Here is a 14,932-nt window from a genome sequence, read left to right as displayed (position 1 = left end):
TCTGTTCCTCGGAAAAACGGCTCTTTCTCACTCGTCTGCTCCTTCCTGGTGCAGACTCTACATCAAAGCGAGGGAGCCAACGGGGGGCAGGTCACCCGTCACGATAGACGTCTTGCCATTGACTTCGACCTCTACGCTCCTGCATCCGACCAGTAGTACGCCGCAGGCGCCACGAAGGGCGACGGGCCACCTCTAATTTCACTTGCGGCAGGAATCGCGATCACACAAGGTCGATGAGGTGACGTTCCAGTCTGAAGTGGTTGTGAATGTTGGCGTGACGGATGGCCTGCTCCACCACTACCCGATTACCAGCAGGTGCATTTGGTCGCGACGGTGCCGAGGAGCACGTTCCTGATCCTGCGACCTGATGGACTCTGAGCGGCAGGCGGGTAACCTTGTCGCGTGCACGAAAACGTCAGCAGCGCGATGCCGAGCAAAGACGAGATGATCGCCGAGCAACGTCGCCTCGCGGCGCTGGTCGTCAGACACGACGATGTGTCCGCGATCCGGTGCGTGGCCGGGGTCGATGTCGCCTACGATGACGATAACGGCCATATGGTCGCTGCCGCGGTGACGTTGGATGTCGCGACGCTGGCCGTGGCGGAGATCAAGGTCGTGCATGGCACGCCATCCGTGCCGTATCACCCCGGCCTGTTCTCGTTTCGCGAACTGCCGATCGTGCTGGAGGCGCTCGGCCGACTGACCCGGACGCCGGACCTGGTGGTATGCGACGGACATGGCATCGCGCATCCGCGGCGGCTTGGGCTCGCCAGTCACCTGGGGGTAGTGGCCGACATCCCGACGATCGGCTGCGCGAAGTCGCGGCTGATCGGCGACCATGACACGCCGGCTGCGCAACGCGGATCGCATTCGCCGCTATACGACTCCGGCGAGGTCGTGGGCGCCGTCCTCAGGACCCAGGCGGACATTCGTCCGCTGTACGTCTCGATCGGACATCGTATCGCACTCGACACCGCCTGCGACTGGATCCTGCGGCTGAGCCCAAGGTACCGCCTCCCCGAAACGACGCGCGCCGCCGATCACGCCGTTCGCCTCGCACGGGCGGAGGGTTAGACCGGCGCGCCCGCGGTCGCGGCACCGAAGGCATGGTCGGACGGCAACAACTCCGGGTCGATCGACCGCCCGTCCTCGTCCCACGCCGTCGCCTCGACCAGCCGCCGGTCGCTGTAGCGCTTGATGCTGCGTCGCGCGCCACTGGGGTACCACGTCTCGACCGCGCTGACGCCGTTGCCGCGTACCGCCACCGCGCGCTTCGCAAGCTGCCCGCCGGGAAACCATTCCAGCTCGAGCCCATCCGGCAGGCCGTCGACGTACCGGCTCTCGCTTTCCAGCGATCCGTCCGGACGCTCCGAATAGACGATCCCGGTAAACGGCGTTCCGTCCAGCAGCGCCAGCTCGTCATCCAGCTCCAGATCGTCGTAGCTGACGCGGCGCGGCTCGGTCCCATCACTTGGCATATGTGGCTCCCTCCAGCAGCAGCGCGCAATGCGGACACGGCGGCTTTACGCCCCCGGCAAGCTGCCCGCCGACCTGCTCGGTATACACGACCAGATCCTTCAGCCGCGATCCGTTGTTGAGCAGTTCGTTGGCCGCATGCACCTCGGAATGCGTGCCGGCGCCGCGAGTCTTGATATAGTCGAGCTGCTCGGCGGCTCCAAGCCGCTCCGCCAGCGCCGGGTTGAGCCGCTCGGGCAGGCCGGCGGCATTGATATGCGTGCGGGAAATCGCGCCGGTGCGGATGTCCATGACGGTGGAAACGGCCGGACCGATCTTCTTGTTGCTCAGCCCCTCGGCCGAGCGCAGCTGCTCGAGGTGCCCGCGCGTCACGTCCCGCAGCTCGGCGCCGGCCGACTCCACCGTCCGCTGCGCCGCGCCGCCGACTGCGCGCGAGGCCGCCGCCTCCGCCGTCTCCCGCGCGACTGCCTCGGTCGCACCGCGCGCCACGCCTTCGCCGGCCTCGCGAACGGCCGCCGTCACCGCACCGCGTGCCGGCCCGCCGCCGACCGGCACGACGTAGGTCGCGACCGTGCCGACATCCATCCCGATCGTCTCGAAGCCACGATCGTCGCGGAACGCCTGTTCATAACGGTCGATCTGCGCACCGGCCCAGTCGCCTGCCGCTTCGGCGGCCCCCGACAGGTCGCTGCCGATCCTCGATGGATCCTGCGCGACCTCTCCCAGATAGCTTCCGGTCGCGGACGCCGCATCCGCGACGCCTTCGACGATCGCCTGCCCGTACTCGACGCGCGCTTCGCTGGATATCTGCATTTCGGTGACGGTCACGCCGAGCTCGCCCACCGTTCCGACCAGCCCCACCGCCTCGCGCGCCACGCCGCCGGCGACGCCAAGCTGGAAGCGCGTGATGTTCTCGCCCGTCGAGATCGCCCCGCGCACGGCGTTGGAGACGATATTGTCGCCGCCGGGCACATGCGCGCGCGCCGCGTCGGCGAGGTCACCCGTAAGCTGGCCGGCCCACTCCACGCCGTCGCGCACTCCGTTCCGCGCCGCCTCGGTCCCGCTGGAAATCGCCTCGCGAACGGTCGCGGCCGCATCGCGCACGTCGACCTGCCGGACGGCATCGACCGCCCGGCGCCCGAGATCCAGTCCGTCCTGCGCCAGCGCACTGGTCCGCTGTACCGCGGCTGTCCCGAGATCGCGAACCTGCGTCGCTGCGGCCGATGCGGTCGATGTGACCGCCGCGGTGGCGGTGGACGCTGCGTCACGGATGTCGGACCAGCTCGGAAGACCGAAGCCCATGTTCGCGACTTTCGTTGTTGTCGATACTGCATCGTTATGCCGGGATGCCGTGCACTGCGCGATAATCGGAACGATTAGGCTTGGTCGCTGCGCCGCGTTTCCCTAGCTTGCCGGCCATGCGCGGTGCACGGGGCAAGCGGATCGAACGGGCATGGGCCACCCTTCAGGCGGCGGCCGACCTCGCCGCGGCACGCGGCAGCCTGTTGTTCCACCTCGATCTGGCGACCGAGGTCGCGCGCGGCGCCTTGGCCGCGCACGGGATTGCGGACACGCGCGTGGCCGCCACCGCGGATGCGTTCGGGTATCAGGTATTCACGCTGGGTGATGGCGCGAGTGCTCCGGTACTGGCCGCGGCACGGTTCGACGCGGCCGGGCGCGCGCGCATCGACCTGCACCCTGGCCCCCCGCCGCCGCGTGCCGCCGCGTTCGCGGACGCGCGCGCGACGATCGCCGCCGCCACCGCGGCGCGGGCGGTGGTGGTCGTACCGGCAAGCGATCCCGATCGACCGATCGAGGGTTATGCGCTCGCGATCGCCGACGTCCCCGACCAAGCGATGCTCGGCGGGCACTGGCTGCTGCGGCTCACGCCATCGGGCAAGCAGATCATGTCACGCACGCCGCTGTCCGCCGGCACCGGCGGTGTCGCGGTGGCCGCGCTCCGCGAGGCGGCGCTGACCACGCCCGATGCGGTGCCGCATGAGTTGCACGTCTATCTCAGCCTGAAGCACGATGTTCCGTTCGTCGTCGCCGCGGCCGCCTCCGGGCTCCGCTGGCGCGTCGATGGCGAGCGCCTCACGCCGCTGCGCGGCTGACCGGACTGACCGCTCAGATCGTCGTGCGGCGATCCACACGGTAGCGCATCTCGGCCGCGAAGCTGCGCGCCATCGCCGCCAGGTGCGGGCTGGTCGCCCGATCGCCGGCGATCATGTCGAGCATCGCAAATGCGCGCGGCCCGAGCCGTTTGTCGGCGAACAGCGCCACCGCCCGGTCGGGCACCACGTCCTGCGCCACCGGCCAGCCCGCGAGGCAGGCGAGGCCGGTCACGAGGTGGCGGAGTTCCGGTGCGGGCAGGTCCATGCGCCGAAGCCGCCGCTGGTCGCCGTAGGTGGCAGGAAAGCCATCCTCGAACGCAGCCAGCGCCGACGCCTGTTCGGCGGCGGGCACCTGAGCGCCCGGTACGCACCGCTGCTGCGCCACCACGTCGGCGCGGGTCGCGGCCGGTTCGCCGATCGCGCGCACCTCGCCATTGCGATAAGCGAAGCGGATTGGCTGCGCGCCGGCCGGGCCGGCAAATGGCACGATCAGCGTTCCGTTCCTGATCGCCGGCTTGCCCGCCGCGCTGCACGTCCCGAACGGCGTGCTGCTCACAATTTCCTGGGCGGAACGGTGGGCCACCACCACATAGCGTTGCGGGCAGGCCGGGCCACCGTCGCCGCGCACCAGCCACAACCGCTCGCGGCCGATCCGGTACGCCCCGACCACCGCCAGTCCGTCGACCAGCGTGCCACCGAACGGACGGGAGATCGTGACCTTGCCGACCCGCAGCGCCTGCTCGCTTCCGGCATTGATCACCTGCGCGTGCTGCGCGACCGCAGGTGCGCCGCCGGTCGCCGCCGCGATCACCGCCGTCGCCATCATCGTCCGCAGCTGCACCGGCACTCTCCTCATCACCTTGCCGCTCCTACGCCACGCTGCCGGCACGGTTCCGGCTAGACGACGTTGCCTCTCGCCAGATGGTCGGCGGCGGCCTGCAGCCGCGCAATCACACCTTCGGCGCCCTCGCCTGCCCCGACCTCCAGCGCCTCACCCAGTGCCGCGCGCATGCCGCCGAGCTGACGATCGGCGGCAGCGCCCGACAGCCCGGCAAGCTGGATCACCGCCAGCCGGGTCACATCCTCCAACGCCCGTCGCAGTTCGCCCTCCTGCGTCGGCGTCGCCCCGGTGCGCGCGCCGATGTCGGCGGCCAGCCCGCGCAGCTCGTACACATCGCCGCCGCGCGCCAGCTCGACCGGATCGGGACGGAAGCCCGCGGCCACGCCGCTCGACGCCGCCCATGCCTGCGAGGCGGTGTCGAGCGATCGCGCGCTCTGCCCCACCCAGGCGAGCACCCGGTGACCAATCTCGCCGATCGCGGTGCCCGCCAGCGAGCGGGCGTCGCCGTGCGCGCCGTCGCCGGCGGGCGTGATCGCGCCGGGCGCGTGGACCGGGGCGGTGGGCAGGCGCGAGAAGCCGTCGATCGCGGTCATGGCATCACCTCTGGATCAGCGGAGCGACGCCGCGCCATGCTCGGCGTCGGCGAAAGGCGGCACGGGTCCCGGTGCCGCGAAGCGATCGAGCGGACCCGGTTCGGCGAGCAATCGCTCCAGCGGCGTTTGCCGCTCGGCAGGCGTGGCGATCGGGTCGCTGGCGGGCGTAGCGCAAGCGGGCGCGGCACCGATGCTGGCAATGGACGTCATGTCACGCTCCTTACCGACCTTAGATGGCGCCCTCCCGCCGCCCGCGCCATCATCGTTACGATTAGGCACGATCCGCGCGGTGCCCGCCCGCGAACCGGTCGAGCGGGCCCGGCGTGGACAGCAGGCGGTCGAGCGCGGTCTGCGGCAGCGCGGGCTTCGCGGCCTCCGCACGGCGCTCCGTGATCTGGCTCTGCGCCGCGGCGTGCGCATCCTGCACGATCCGCTCGGCGGCCTTGCGGTCGCCGCAGCCCAGGCCGACGGCGGCAAGTTGCCCGTTTGCGCCGGTCGCCCGATTGATCCCGTCCATCTCGAACCTCCTTGTCGTTCTGCCCGCCGTCCGACGATCGCGTCAATAACCGCCTTTCCGGCACAGCGCCAAAAGCCTCGGCAGCTTGGGGTCGTCCTCACCCGCCGCAATCCGGTCGCGCGCCGTCGCGCAGATCTGCCGACTGCGCGCGGGCGAGCCCGCTGCCTTGCCGCCGCGACGATGTGCTTGCGCCGCGCTCGCCGCCTGCACCGCCATCGGCGCGCTGACCGCCGCCGGGTCCATCGCCCCGCCGGACCAGTCCTGCGCGGCCAGCGGCGCGGCGACCGCCAGCCCCCCGGCCGACATCACCCAACGCCAGCCCAATTTGCCGCCGCCGCGCTGTTGGCCCGTCACACACGCCTCCATCATCAAGCATTTCCTCGCGGTAGGTGTTCGGCCGACGCCGCGGCATCATCGTTTCGATTAGACGATCAGCCTCCGCCTAATCGAAACGCTGATACCGGCCCCAGCCGCGGCGCCGCATAAACGGTTCATCGAACGGCAACCGGCGTCGTGGCAGACGCCGCAATTGGGAGAAAGCAGATGGTTTTCGGTATCGGCAACTTCAGCCCGGTCTCGCTCCTCGCCACCGCGGCGCTCGGCCCGGCCGGCGGCCTGGCGGCGTCGCTCACGTCGCAGCTCTATGCGAGTATCGGACAGGAGATCATCGGCCGCCTCGGCGCGCAACTCGGCTTGCCCCAGGCATCGATCTCGCTGGCGCAGAACGCGTTCGCGGCGGGTTCGGGGAACTTTCCGAGCCAGGTCGGCGGCGTGCGCGACGCGATCCAGGAACTCGGTAGCTTCACCAATGCTTCGCCGAGCGAGATCGGCGAGCAACAGCGTACGACCGAGAACTTCATCAGCGACATCGTACGTCAGAGCCGCGAACAGGCGGAGGAGTCGCAAGGTGGAGGCGTTCGCGGTGCGAGGGGCCAGGGCTGGTTGATGGCCATGGCAAAGGCCCTCGGCGCGCAACTCGACGACCTCGGGGCTGAAATGGAGGACATGGCCGGCCGGATCACCAAGGATACGCCGAGCCTCTCCGCCGAATTCAGCGTCGTCTCGCAGCAGTTCAACATGTTGATGAGTGCTACGACCAACGCCATCAAGACGGTCGGCGAAGCGATGGGTAACGCCGCTCGCAAGAACTAACAATCCGATCGCGTGACCAGGCTCGCCTGGTCACGCATCGTTTTTGACGATCTGCGAGGATCGATGTATAGATTTGGTAGCAAATCGAGGATGCTACAATGAAGGTTGGCTCGACGTTCGCTTTGATTGCGATGCTCGGCACCCCGGCGGTGGCACAGGTCGACCCGGCTACTGTCGGACTAAGCCAGGTTCTCCGTGCACAAAACGAAGGCTATGCTGATCGCGCACGTGGACGCACGGCGACCGCACGCCCATCGCCATCGCGGGTGAAGTACCTTTGCACGCAGCGCCTGCCTAGCTTTCGCGCGCAATATGGCGCGGACAACGCCGACGTGGTCGAATTGGCAGGTCTTTGTCGCCGGGCCGGCTACTAGGTTCAGCCAATTTCGGTCACCAGGCTTGCCAAACTAGCCCAGCACGGGTCCACAGGCTGACGGCGCTCTGCCGCCGCGTCAGTTACCGATCCGCTGGCGTCGACCGCCTGCACCACGCGGTCGCCGGGTCAATCCGTCGGATAGAACAGCAGCCCCGCCAGCACCGCCAGCTCGCGCATACCGTCCAGCTCCAGCTTGCGCGCGACATTGGCCAAATGCACCCGCACCGTATTCTCCGACATCAGCATCAGCGTCGCGATGTCGCGATTGGCGCGCCCCCAGCCCAAAAACCGCACGCAGGTCAGCTCGGTCGGCGTCAGCCTGAGCAGCGCGTCGCGGTGGCGGGCGGGCACGCGCGCCGCCTCGACGATATGTTCGCCCAGCGTCACCGGCGCAGGTGCGCCCGGCTGCGCATCGGCGCGGCGCAGCAATTCGGCGATCGCGGCGATCCGCTCGTCCTCGGTGACGGTGGCGGTGGTCACGGCGCGCTCCCCTGTGCCGCGAACGCGCGGAGCAGCGCGCGCAGCGCCTCGGGTCGCGTCGCGACATCGTGGACGATCGCGGCGACATAGCTGCCGAGCAGCAGCAGGATCAGGGCGGTCGACGCGAATGCCTTAAGCGACATCGACAGCGTGAAGACGTTCAGCTGCTGCGCGAACCGATTGATGAGCCCGAGGCACAGGTCGATCAGAAACAAGGCGCTCAGCACCGGCGCGGCGAACAACGTCGCCAGTACCATCAGCCGCCCGAACTCGCCCTCGAACAACACCAGCGTCGCTGCATCCAGCCGCGGCATCGGTGCGGCGATCGGCCAGATGGCGTAGCTTTGCACCACCACCTGCACGACCATGCTCAGCCCGCCGGAGAACAGGAAAACGACGCTTGCTAGCCGTCCCAGGAACGCGCCGTTCAGCGACGTCTGGTTGCCCGACAACGGATCGACGACCTGCGCGAGCGTCGCGCCGACCTTGGCGTCGATGATCTCGCCCGCGCCCTCCAGCGCCCACAGCACCGATCCGAAGAAGAAGCCGATCGTCAGCCCGACCAGCACCTCCTTGGCGATCAGCCCGACCCATTGCTGGGGTGCCAGTGCCGACACCAGCAACGGCGGCTGGATCATCAGCGAGATGACGCCCATCGCCACGAAGATCGAATTGCGTACCAACGCCGGCACCGTCTCGGTCGAGAACATCGGCAGCAGCAGGAACGTCGCCGCGACCCGCGCGGTCGCGACCCCCAGCAGCAGGACCTGATCGGCCCATCCATTCATCGGGCGGCGTTCATCGGGTGGCGTTCATCGCGCGATCAACGCCGGAAACTGCGTGAACACCCGGTCGCCGAACCGGTACAGCGACCCGCCGAGCAGCGAGGCGGTGACGAACAGCGTCAGCACGATCGCGAAGAACTTGATCGTATATTGCAGCGTCTGCTCCTGGATCTGCGTCGCGGCCTGCACTACCGCGACCAGCAGCCCCGCGACGGCCGCGACCACGATCGGCGGTGCCGACAGGATCAGCACCAGCCACAATGCGTCATAGGTCAGCCGGACGAAATCGGCGTTCATGCGTCCGCCTCCCTCATGCGCCCGTCCTTCATGCGCCCGTCCTTCATGCGTACGACAGCACCAGACCGTGCGCCAGCTTCACCCAGCCGTCGACCAGCACGAACAGCAGCAGCTTGAACGGCAGCGAGATCGTCGTGGGCGACAGCATCATCATCCCCATCGCCAGCAGGATGTTCGAGATGACGAGATCGATGACCAGGAACGGCAGGAAGATCAGGAAGCCGATCTGGAACGCCGCGCTCAGCTCGCGCACCACGAACGACGGGATGATGACCACGAAGTCGCGGTCCGTCATCTGTTGCGCGCGCTGCGGATCGCCGACCCGCTCGGCGGTTCGCAGGAAGAAACGCCGCTCGCGCGGGTCGGAGTGTTTGAGCAGGAAATCGCGCAGCGGCTCCTTGGCGGCGGTCGCGGCGTTGACCATCGTCGTGGTCGACCCCATCGCGCTGCCCTGTTGCGCCTGCATCACCTGATCGGCGACGATCGCATCCTGCATCCGCTGCCCGACCGGGTACATGACGTACAGCGTCAGCACGAGCGCCAGCCCGTTGAGGACGATGTTGGGCGGCACCTGTTGCAGCCCCAGTGCATTGCGCAGCAGGCTGAGCGTCACGACGATCTTGGTGAACGACGTGACCATCACCGCGAAGAAGGGCGCAATCGCCAGCGCGACGACGACGACCAGCGCGGAGCCGGGCGTGAAGGTGGACAGGTCCATGCCTCAGCGGTCCCCGGTCCGCGCGGTCACGATCACGCCGAACCCGTCGCCGATCGCGACCAGTTCGCCGGCCCCGATCGTGGCCCCGCCGCTCAGGATCCGCACCGGCAGCGTCTCGCCGGTCGCTGGCAGGTGCAGGACGCTCCCAGCGCCCAGCGTCGCCATGTCGCCCGCCGGCATCGTGCCGCCGTCGATCGCAAAGGCCAGCCGGACCGGCACGTCTGCGGGGATCGTCTCTGCGGTGTGGTCCGCCTGCGTGGCGTCGATTGGTGCCGTCGCGTCTTCCTGCACGATAATCCTTCCCTGTCCGGGGTGGAGGTGCGCGGCACGCTCCCGCGCGCCGCACCATAATGTCGCGCCGAACGGCGCAGTGCCGAGCAGCACCAGGTCGCCGGTCGTCAGCGCCGCCGCGCGCGTCGCGGACAGCGCCGGGCCGATGATCGTCGCGCGCCACGCGACGGGCACCGCCGCCAGCGCATCCGGGTCGAGCGGCGGCGCGTTTGCGGGATCGGTCACCAGCGGCAGATCCGGCGGCACCGCGATCAGCAACCGCAGCATCGCGACATCGCCCGTCAGCGCATCGACGCGCAGGACGAAGCACTCCTCGCCCGCCGCCGCGGCCAGCCCCACCGGGCGCAGCGCCGCGCCGACCACCGCCTCCAACGCGGCGACCAGCGGCTCGATCGGATCGAGCAGCGCCGCGGCCGAAATCGCATCCTGCATCGCCGTCGGGGATAGCGCCGCGCCATCGACGATCAGCGGCGCGACCGCCACCTCGCCGCCCGGTGCCGCAAACCGCAACCAGCCGGCGGCACTCTCGCACTCGCCCGCATTCGCCGCACCCGCCTCGGTCCGCCAGGCGCCGATCCGGCGGCGGTTGAACGCCCCGACCAGCCGCAGCTGCGTCCCGGCCTGCGCGGGCGTGATCCGCCGCAGCCGCTGCGCCAGCGCACCGCTCACGGCGCCACCGCCGCGTCGTCGGTCAGGGTCGCCGCCGCGTCGCCCCAGTTGCGCAGCAGGCTTACCGATCCCGCCGACACGCCGATCAGCATCAACTCGCCCTGCGCCTCGACCAGCAGCAACCGCTCGCGCTGTCCGATCGGCAGCGCGCGGACGAACCGCAATTGCCGATCGGAATCGCCGCCGCGCTCGAACCCGCGATCCTGCCAGCGCTTGAGCGTGCGCAGCGTTACGAACGCCAGCCCGAGCACGATCGCCAGCGCGATCACCATCCCCAGCAATCCGGTCAGCGCGGTGCCGATCGTCGAATCCATCACTCCACTCCCTCCAGGTCGACCGGCTCCGCGACCACGCCCTCGTCGCGCGCCTTCTGCGCCCACAGCACGATCTGCGCGATGGCGTCGAACATGTCGCGCGGGATCACCGCATCTATCTGGCCATCCTCGTAAAGTCCGCGCGCGACGGGAACATGACGCACGATCGGCACCCCCGCCTCGACCGCGGCGGCGCGCATCGCCTGCGCCAGCGGCCCCTCGCCCCGCGCGGTCATCACCGGCACCGGGCAGCGCTCCGCATCATAATCCAGCGCGATCGCGATATGCGTCGGATTGACGACCAGCACGCTGGCGCCGCGCGCCGCGCCGATCGCATTCTGGTTCGCCCATTCCTCGTGCAGCTGGCGACGGCTCGACTTGATGAGGGGGTTGCCCTCATTCTCCTTCGATTCCTCGCGAATATCGCGCAGGCTCATGCGCAGCTTCTTGATGTAGCGATGCCGCTGCCACGCCATGTCGAGCACCGCGACGAACAGGAACGCGCCGAACGTCCACAGCAGCGCATCGCGCACCACCCGGCCCGAGGACATCAGCGCCGCCCCCGCCGCCGCGCGCCCGTCGGTCGCGCCCGACGCAAGCCAGGCCGGCCCCGCCCCGCCGAAGATCGCCGGCATCGCGCCCTTGAAGACCAGCCACATCACCGCGACGATCAGCACCGCCTTGGCCAATGTCTTTAGCAGCTCGCCGAGGTTGTCGATGCTGAACATGCGTTTGATGCCCTCGACCGGGTTCATCTTGTCGAGGCCCGGTTTCACCTTGTCGAGCGTGAAGACTCCGCCGGCCTGGAGGAACTCGGACAGGAAGCCGGCGATCGCGGGCGGGATCAGCGCGGCGGCGGTGATGAACAGCAACGCCTCTGCCGCACTCCAGCCGAGGTCGGTCGCGACCGGCGCGAACGGCCGCCCCGCGGCCACTGCGACGAACGTATCCTCGAACAGCCCGACCAGCCGTGTGCCGGCGACCCCGACGCCGAACAGGAACACCATCGCCCAGACGAACAACGTTACCGTCGCGGTCACGTCCTTCGACTTGGCGACGTCACCCTTCTTCCGGGCATCGGCCAATCGCTTCGGGGTCGGCTGTTCGGTCTTGTCGCCGCCGCTATTCTGTTCCGCCACGCACCGCTCCGCTCACGACTGCGCCGCCTGCCTCGATGGAGAAGCGGACGCGCGTCGGCCATCGCCGGCGACGTCGGTCCCCGCCGGTATGACGGGGGTGTCTGGTTCGCCGCAGGACCCATTCCACGTGTCGAACCGATGGAAGCGGTCTACCCCGTGCTGCGGATGAATCGCAAATGAGGGCCAGCATACGGCACATCTCGCCGTTAATCGTTTACAGCGCCGGAAATCAGCGGGTTATTGCGATGTCGTAACCATGTAACCGGTTCCATTATGGTTAATTTTTGCGGACTAACCGTGTCGAACAAGCGTTCCGCCGAGCCTGCTTGTAAGAAATCTCCGGTTACGATCGGTCCGCAGGACAGCTATCCCTCTAAACGCGACGACGGTGCCGCAGGACCCCCACGCACGTCGACCTTTCACGAACAGCACGCCGGCATGCCGGTGCTGCGCCAGACGGAGAGGCCGATTGATGGCGATGACAATGCGAATGGCATCGGGCGCGGTGCTGGCGTTGATGGTGGCGACACCCTGGCCGGCGTCCGCCGCGTCCTGTGGAGGCATGGCGCTTGATCCGCGCTTCCGCGAAGCGGTGGCGTTGTGTGGCGATGCCGCCGAAGCGCGCGAGGCGGCGACCGCCGCGCCCGTCGACACGCTGGCGATACAGACCACGTCCGAACAGTCGTCGCCGCGCACCGTGTCCGTGGCGATGCCGGGCACACGGCGGAGCGCTGCTGCGACCATGCAGCGCTCCGGATCGCACCGCCGCGCGGCTGCGGCCACGCCGCTCGTCGCGGCGATCAGCCGCAAGTACCGCATCAACCCGCATCTGTTCGCCTCCATGATGCGACAGGAATCGGGCGGACGGATGGATGCCGTCTCCGGCAAGGGCGCGCTGGGACTGATGCAGGTGATGCCCGCCACGGCGCGCAGCGTCGGCGTATCCGATCCCAGGGCGATGCTGACCGACCCGGTGCTCGCGATGTCGGCGGGCGCCGTCTATCTCAAGCAGCTGCAATCGAAATTCGGCAACGACGTGCCGCTGGTACTCGCCGCCTATAACGCCGGACCGGGCGCGGTAATGAAGGCCGGACGCCGCATCCCCAGATATCGCGAGACGCAAGGCTATGTCGGCGCGATCATGCAGCGCTGGCAGCGCACGCGACAGGGGCGCTGAGCGATGAGCGTCGAACGCTACTTCCAATCCGCCGGGCTGGCGCCGCGACTGTCGCTGTCCGCGCGCTTCTCCGATCTGGGGCTGGTCGCGGTGCTGGTCGCGATCGTCGCGCTGCTGTTCCTGCCGCTGCCGATCGTCATCGTCGACATGCTGGTGGCGATCAACATCACGGTCGGGGTGATGCTGCTGCTGACCACGCTTTACATCCGCGGCCCGCTCGACTTCTCGTCCTTCCCCTCGGTGCTGCTGGTCAGCACGCTGTTCCGGCTCGCGCTGTCGATCACGACGACGCGGCTGATCCTCAGCGAAGGCCACGGCGGGCACATCATCCAGACCTTCGGGCAACTGATGGCGGCGGGCAACGTCGTGGTCGGGCTGGTGATGTTCCTCATCATCACCGTCGTGCAATTTATCGTCATCGCCAAGGGGGCGGAGCGTGTCGCGGAGGTCGCCGCGCGCTTCAGCCTCGATTCGATGCCCGGCAAGCAATTGTCGATCGACAGCGACCTGCGCTCCGGCCTGATCGACAAGGACGAGGCGCGCCGCCGCCGCCGCACGCTGGAGCTGGAAAGCAAGCTGCACGGCAGCCTCGACGGTGCGATGAAGTTCGTGAAAGGCGACGCGATCGCCTCGATCGTGATCGTCGTCGTCAACCTGATCGGCGGCCTGGCGATCGGCGTCATGCAGCAGGGCTTGGAGGTGGGGGCGGCCACCCACAAATATTCGATCCTCACGATCGGCGAAGGACTGGTCGCACAGATCCCGGCGCTGCTCGGCGCGATGGCCGCGGGGCTGATGGTCACGCGCTCGATCGACGAGGAGCAGGACGCGAACCTCGGCCATGCGATCCAGCGCCAGCTGACCGCGCAGCCGCGCGTTCTGCTGGTGGTCGGTGCGATCGCGCTGGCCTTCGCGCTGATCCCCGGCTTTCCTACCGGCACGTTCGTCCTGCTCGGGCTCGTGCTGATGCTTGCCGGTGCCTCGCTGCACCCCCGACTGCGTCCGCACGTCCTGCGACACGCCGGGCCGCTGCGCCGGGTCGCGTCGCGCGGCAGGGAGGTGCCGCGCCCGATGACGCTTTCGGCCGAGCCCGCCGCGCCACGCCCGGTGCTCCCGCTGCTACTGCAACTCAGCGGTCCGCGCCCCCCCGCCGACGAGGAAGCCGCGCTCGCAGCGGCGCTTCGCTCGATGCTGGAGCGATTGCAGCATCGCTCGGGCGTGCCGCTCCCGCGGCTGGCGATCCACTTTGTCGCCCCCGACGGCCCGCGCGCGTGGCAGCTGCTGGCGTACGAACTGCCGGTCGGCGAAGGCGCGTGGAGCGGCCCGGACGATGCGGTCGACGCCATCGCCGCGCTGATGCGCCGCCACCTGCCACGTTTCCTTGGCGTGCAGGAAGCGGTGACGCTGCTCAACCGCGTCGGCGAGGAGTATCCGGAGGTCGTCAAGGAAGCGGTCCGCGCGCTGCCCGCACCGCGCATCGCGGACGTGCTGCGCCGCCTCGCCGCGGAAGAGGTGTCGTTGCGCAACATGCGCGACGTGCTCGAGGCGCTGACCGAGGCCGCCGCGCAGGAACGCGACGTGCCGCGTATCGCCGACCTCACCCGGGTTTCGATTAAGCGCTACCTGCTCGAACGCGCGCAGCGCGAAGGACAGGTCCACGCGCTGGTCATCGCGCCCGAGCTGGAAACCGCGCTGCGCGACGCGGTGCGGCTGGTCGACGGCGAGGAGCGCGTGGCGCTCCCGCCCGAGGTCGCGCGCCGCGTCGTCGAGACAGTCGCCGCGGCGGTGCGCCAGACCGGGGCGAGCGTGATCGTCACCGCCTTCGAAGTGCGGCGCACGTTGCGCCACCTGCTCGCGCCCGAGCTGTTCGACGTGCCGGTGATGGCCTTCAACGAACTGACTTCAAACGCTTCTATCACAATCGTCGGCCAGATCGGCCTGCCGCCGGGCGTCCTGCCCGCGCTCGTCGGCTCGGAAGGATAATCAAGGGATA

The 14,932-nt window shown here is 69.0% G+C and carries 20 protein-coding genes; 6 read left to right on the top strand and 14 right to left on the bottom strand.

What is annotated here, in order from left to right; all coding sequences use genetic code 11:
• The first annotated feature begins 426 nt into the window (after window positions 1-426).
• Window positions 427-1,074, top strand: coding sequence for a deoxyribonuclease V (gene nfi, locus J2Y58_RS02685; protein ID WP_310098292.1), 648 nt, complete (start codon window positions 427-429; stop codon window positions 1,072-1,074).
• On the opposite strand, the gene J2Y58_RS02680 is transcribed toward nfi, so the two are convergent.
• The gene (locus J2Y58_RS02680) at window positions 1,071-1,478 is read right to left on the bottom strand and encodes a hypothetical protein (protein ID WP_310098290.1); all 408 of its coding nucleotides are present in this window, start codon (window positions 1,476-1,478) and stop codon (window positions 1,071-1,073) included. The two genes, nfi and J2Y58_RS02680, sit on opposite strands and share 4 nt — an antisense overlap.
• Window positions 1,468-2,778 (bottom strand): YwqJ-related putative deaminase, encoded by a 1,311-nt coding sequence (locus J2Y58_RS02675; protein ID WP_310098287.1) that lies wholly within the window; start codon window positions 2,776-2,778, stop codon window positions 1,468-1,470. Before J2Y58_RS02675 ends, J2Y58_RS02680 begins: the two co-directional genes overlap by 11 nt.
• A 116-nt stretch (window positions 2,779-2,894) precedes the next feature.
• On the opposite strand from J2Y58_RS02675, the gene J2Y58_RS02670 reads away from it, so the two are divergent.
• On the top strand, window positions 2,895-3,590 hold the full coding sequence (locus tag J2Y58_RS02670) for a hypothetical protein (RefSeq protein WP_310098284.1): 696 nt from the start codon (window positions 2,895-2,897) through the stop codon (window positions 3,588-3,590).
• Window positions 3,591-3,603: 13 nt separating this feature from the next.
• Here J2Y58_RS02670 and J2Y58_RS02665 read toward each other — a convergent pair whose 3' ends face one another.
• From J2Y58_RS02665 to J2Y58_RS02645, 5 genes are all read right to left on the bottom strand, one after another.
• Complete coding sequence (locus tag J2Y58_RS02665; protein WP_310098281.1) at window positions 3,604-4,446, bottom strand: hypothetical protein; 843 nt, start codon at window positions 4,444-4,446, stop codon at window positions 3,604-3,606.
• 41 nt (window positions 4,447-4,487) lie between these two features.
• Window positions 4,488-5,024, bottom strand: coding sequence for a hypothetical protein (locus tag J2Y58_RS02660; protein ID WP_310098278.1), 537 nt, complete (start codon window positions 5,022-5,024; stop codon window positions 4,488-4,490).
• A 15-nt stretch (window positions 5,025-5,039) separates the two neighbouring features.
• Window positions 5,040-5,234, bottom strand: coding sequence for a hypothetical protein (locus J2Y58_RS02655; protein ID WP_310098275.1), 195 nt, complete (start codon window positions 5,232-5,234; stop codon window positions 5,040-5,042).
• 61 nt (window positions 5,235-5,295) lie between these two features.
• Window positions 5,296-5,541: a hypothetical protein gene (locus tag J2Y58_RS02650; protein ID WP_310098272.1), complete on the bottom strand. Its 246-nt coding sequence runs from the start codon at window positions 5,539-5,541 to the stop codon at window positions 5,296-5,298.
• Between the two features lie 42 nt (window positions 5,542-5,583).
• Window positions 5,584-5,895 carry a hypothetical protein gene (locus tag J2Y58_RS02645; RefSeq protein ID WP_310098269.1) on the bottom strand — a complete coding sequence of 104 codons (312 nt, stop codon included), beginning with the start codon at window positions 5,893-5,895 and terminating at the stop codon, window positions 5,584-5,586.
• Between the two features lie 189 nt (window positions 5,896-6,084).
• On the opposite strand from J2Y58_RS02645, the gene J2Y58_RS02640 reads away from it, so the two are divergent.
• Both J2Y58_RS02640 and J2Y58_RS02635 read left to right on the top strand, forming a co-directional pair.
• Window positions 6,085-6,693, top strand: coding sequence for a hypothetical protein (locus J2Y58_RS02640; protein ID WP_310098267.1), 609 nt, complete (start codon window positions 6,085-6,087; stop codon window positions 6,691-6,693).
• Between the two features lie 98 nt (window positions 6,694-6,791).
• On the top strand, window positions 6,792-7,067 hold the full coding sequence (locus tag J2Y58_RS02635) for a hypothetical protein (protein ID WP_310098264.1): 276 nt from the start codon (window positions 6,792-6,794) through the stop codon (window positions 7,065-7,067).
• 128 nt (window positions 7,068-7,195) lie between these two features.
• On the opposite strand, the gene J2Y58_RS02630 is transcribed toward J2Y58_RS02635, so the two are convergent.
• Genes J2Y58_RS02630 through J2Y58_RS02600 form a run of 7 tightly spaced genes read right to left on the bottom strand, consistent with a single transcriptional unit; the run spans window position 7,196 to window position 11,762 of the window.
• Entirely contained in the window at window positions 7,196-7,549 is a 354-nt protein-coding gene (locus tag J2Y58_RS02630) for a LuxR C-terminal-related transcriptional regulator (RefSeq protein ID WP_310098261.1), read from the bottom strand.
• On the bottom strand, window positions 7,546-8,337 hold the full coding sequence (sctT, locus tag J2Y58_RS02625) for a type III secretion system export apparatus subunit SctT (RefSeq protein WP_310098258.1): 792 nt from the start codon (window positions 8,335-8,337) through the stop codon (window positions 7,546-7,548). Before sctT ends, J2Y58_RS02630 begins: the two co-directional genes overlap by 4 nt.
• A 24-nt stretch (window positions 8,338-8,361) precedes the next feature.
• Entirely contained in the window at window positions 8,362-8,631 is a 270-nt protein-coding gene (gene sctS / locus J2Y58_RS02620) for a type III secretion system export apparatus subunit SctS (protein WP_310098253.1), read from the bottom strand.
• A gap of 43 nt (window positions 8,632-8,674) precedes the next feature.
• Window positions 8,675-9,349, bottom strand: coding sequence for a type III secretion system export apparatus subunit SctR (gene sctR, locus J2Y58_RS02615; RefSeq protein WP_310098248.1), 675 nt, complete (start codon window positions 9,347-9,349; stop codon window positions 8,675-8,677).
• 3 nt (window positions 9,350-9,352) lie between these two features.
• Window positions 9,353-10,309 (bottom strand): FliM/FliN family flagellar motor switch protein, encoded by a 957-nt coding sequence (locus tag J2Y58_RS02610; RefSeq protein ID WP_310098245.1) that lies wholly within the window; start codon window positions 10,307-10,309, stop codon window positions 9,353-9,355.
• Window positions 10,306-10,623 (bottom strand): flagellar biosynthetic protein FliO, encoded by a 318-nt coding sequence (locus J2Y58_RS02605; RefSeq protein ID WP_310098242.1) that lies wholly within the window; start codon window positions 10,621-10,623, stop codon window positions 10,306-10,308. The genes J2Y58_RS02610 and J2Y58_RS02605 overlap by 4 nt, the downstream gene beginning before the upstream one ends.
• Entirely contained in the window at window positions 10,623-11,762 is a 1,140-nt protein-coding gene (locus J2Y58_RS02600; RefSeq protein ID WP_310098239.1) for an EscU/YscU/HrcU family type III secretion system export apparatus switch protein, read from the bottom strand. Before J2Y58_RS02600 ends, J2Y58_RS02605 begins: the two co-directional genes overlap by 1 nt.
• Before the next feature lie 484 nt (window positions 11,763-12,246).
• Between J2Y58_RS02600 and J2Y58_RS02595 the strand changes: the two genes are divergently transcribed.
• Together J2Y58_RS02595 and J2Y58_RS02590 are read left to right on the top strand one after the other, a co-directional pair.
• On the top strand, window positions 12,247-12,939 hold the full coding sequence (locus J2Y58_RS02595) for a lytic transglycosylase domain-containing protein (protein ID WP_310098236.1): 693 nt from the start codon (window positions 12,247-12,249) through the stop codon (window positions 12,937-12,939).
• A gap of 3 nt (window positions 12,940-12,942) precedes the next feature.
• Complete coding sequence (locus J2Y58_RS02590; protein WP_310098234.1) at window positions 12,943-14,922, top strand: flagellar biosynthesis protein FlhA; 1,980 nt, start codon at window positions 12,943-12,945, stop codon at window positions 14,920-14,922.
• Window positions 14,923-14,932: the final 10 nt, after the last annotated feature.

Origin of the sequence: Sphingomonas sp. BE138 (assembly GCF_031456125.1) — a bacterium.
Taxonomy (GTDB): domain Bacteria; phylum Pseudomonadota; class Alphaproteobacteria; order Sphingomonadales; family Sphingomonadaceae; genus Sphingomonas.
This window is presented reverse-complemented; position numbering and strand designations above follow the sequence as displayed.

Bases quoted from the DNA above. Each gene is read 5' to 3' on its own strand.
- nfi (WP_310098292.1), top strand. From the start codon at position 427: ATGCCGAGCAAAGACGAGATGATCGCCGAGCAACGTCGCCTCGCGGCG.
- J2Y58_RS02680 (WP_310098290.1), bottom strand. From the start codon at position 1,478: ATGCCAAGTGATGGGACCGAGCCGCGCCGCGTCAGCTACGACGATCTG.
- J2Y58_RS02675 (WP_310098287.1), bottom strand. From the start codon at position 2,778: ATGGGCTTCGGTCTTCCGAGCTGGTCCGACATCCGTGACGCAGCGTCC.
- J2Y58_RS02670 (WP_310098284.1), top strand. From the start codon at position 2,895: ATGCGCGGTGCACGGGGCAAGCGGATCGAACGGGCATGGGCCACCCTT.
- J2Y58_RS02665 (WP_310098281.1), bottom strand. From the start codon at position 4,446: ATGAGGAGAGTGCCGGTGCAGCTGCGGACGATGATGGCGACGGCGGTG.
- J2Y58_RS02660 (WP_310098278.1), bottom strand. From the start codon at position 5,024: ATGACCGCGATCGACGGCTTCTCGCGCCTGCCCACCGCCCCGGTCCAC.
- J2Y58_RS02655 (WP_310098275.1), bottom strand. From the start codon at position 5,234: ATGACGTCCATTGCCAGCATCGGTGCCGCGCCCGCTTGCGCTACGCCC.
- J2Y58_RS02650 (WP_310098272.1), bottom strand. From the start codon at position 5,541: ATGGACGGGATCAATCGGGCGACCGGCGCAAACGGGCAACTTGCCGCC.
- J2Y58_RS02640 (WP_310098267.1), top strand. From the start codon at position 6,085: ATGGTTTTCGGTATCGGCAACTTCAGCCCGGTCTCGCTCCTCGCCACC.
- J2Y58_RS02635 (WP_310098264.1), top strand. From the start codon at position 6,792: ATGAAGGTTGGCTCGACGTTCGCTTTGATTGCGATGCTCGGCACCCCG.
- sctT (WP_310098258.1), bottom strand. From the start codon at position 8,337: ATGAATGGATGGGCCGATCAGGTCCTGCTGCTGGGGGTCGCGACCGCG.
- sctS (WP_310098253.1), bottom strand. From the start codon at position 8,631: ATGAACGCCGATTTCGTCCGGCTGACCTATGACGCATTGTGGCTGGTG.
- sctR (WP_310098248.1), bottom strand. From the start codon at position 9,349: ATGGACCTGTCCACCTTCACGCCCGGCTCCGCGCTGGTCGTCGTCGTC.
- J2Y58_RS02605 (WP_310098242.1), bottom strand. From the start codon at position 10,623: ATGGATTCGACGATCGGCACCGCGCTGACCGGATTGCTGGGGATGGTG.
- J2Y58_RS02595 (WP_310098236.1), top strand. From the start codon at position 12,247: ATGCGAATGGCATCGGGCGCGGTGCTGGCGTTGATGGTGGCGACACCC.
- J2Y58_RS02590 (WP_310098234.1), top strand. From the start codon at position 12,943: ATGAGCGTCGAACGCTACTTCCAATCCGCCGGGCTGGCGCCGCGACTG.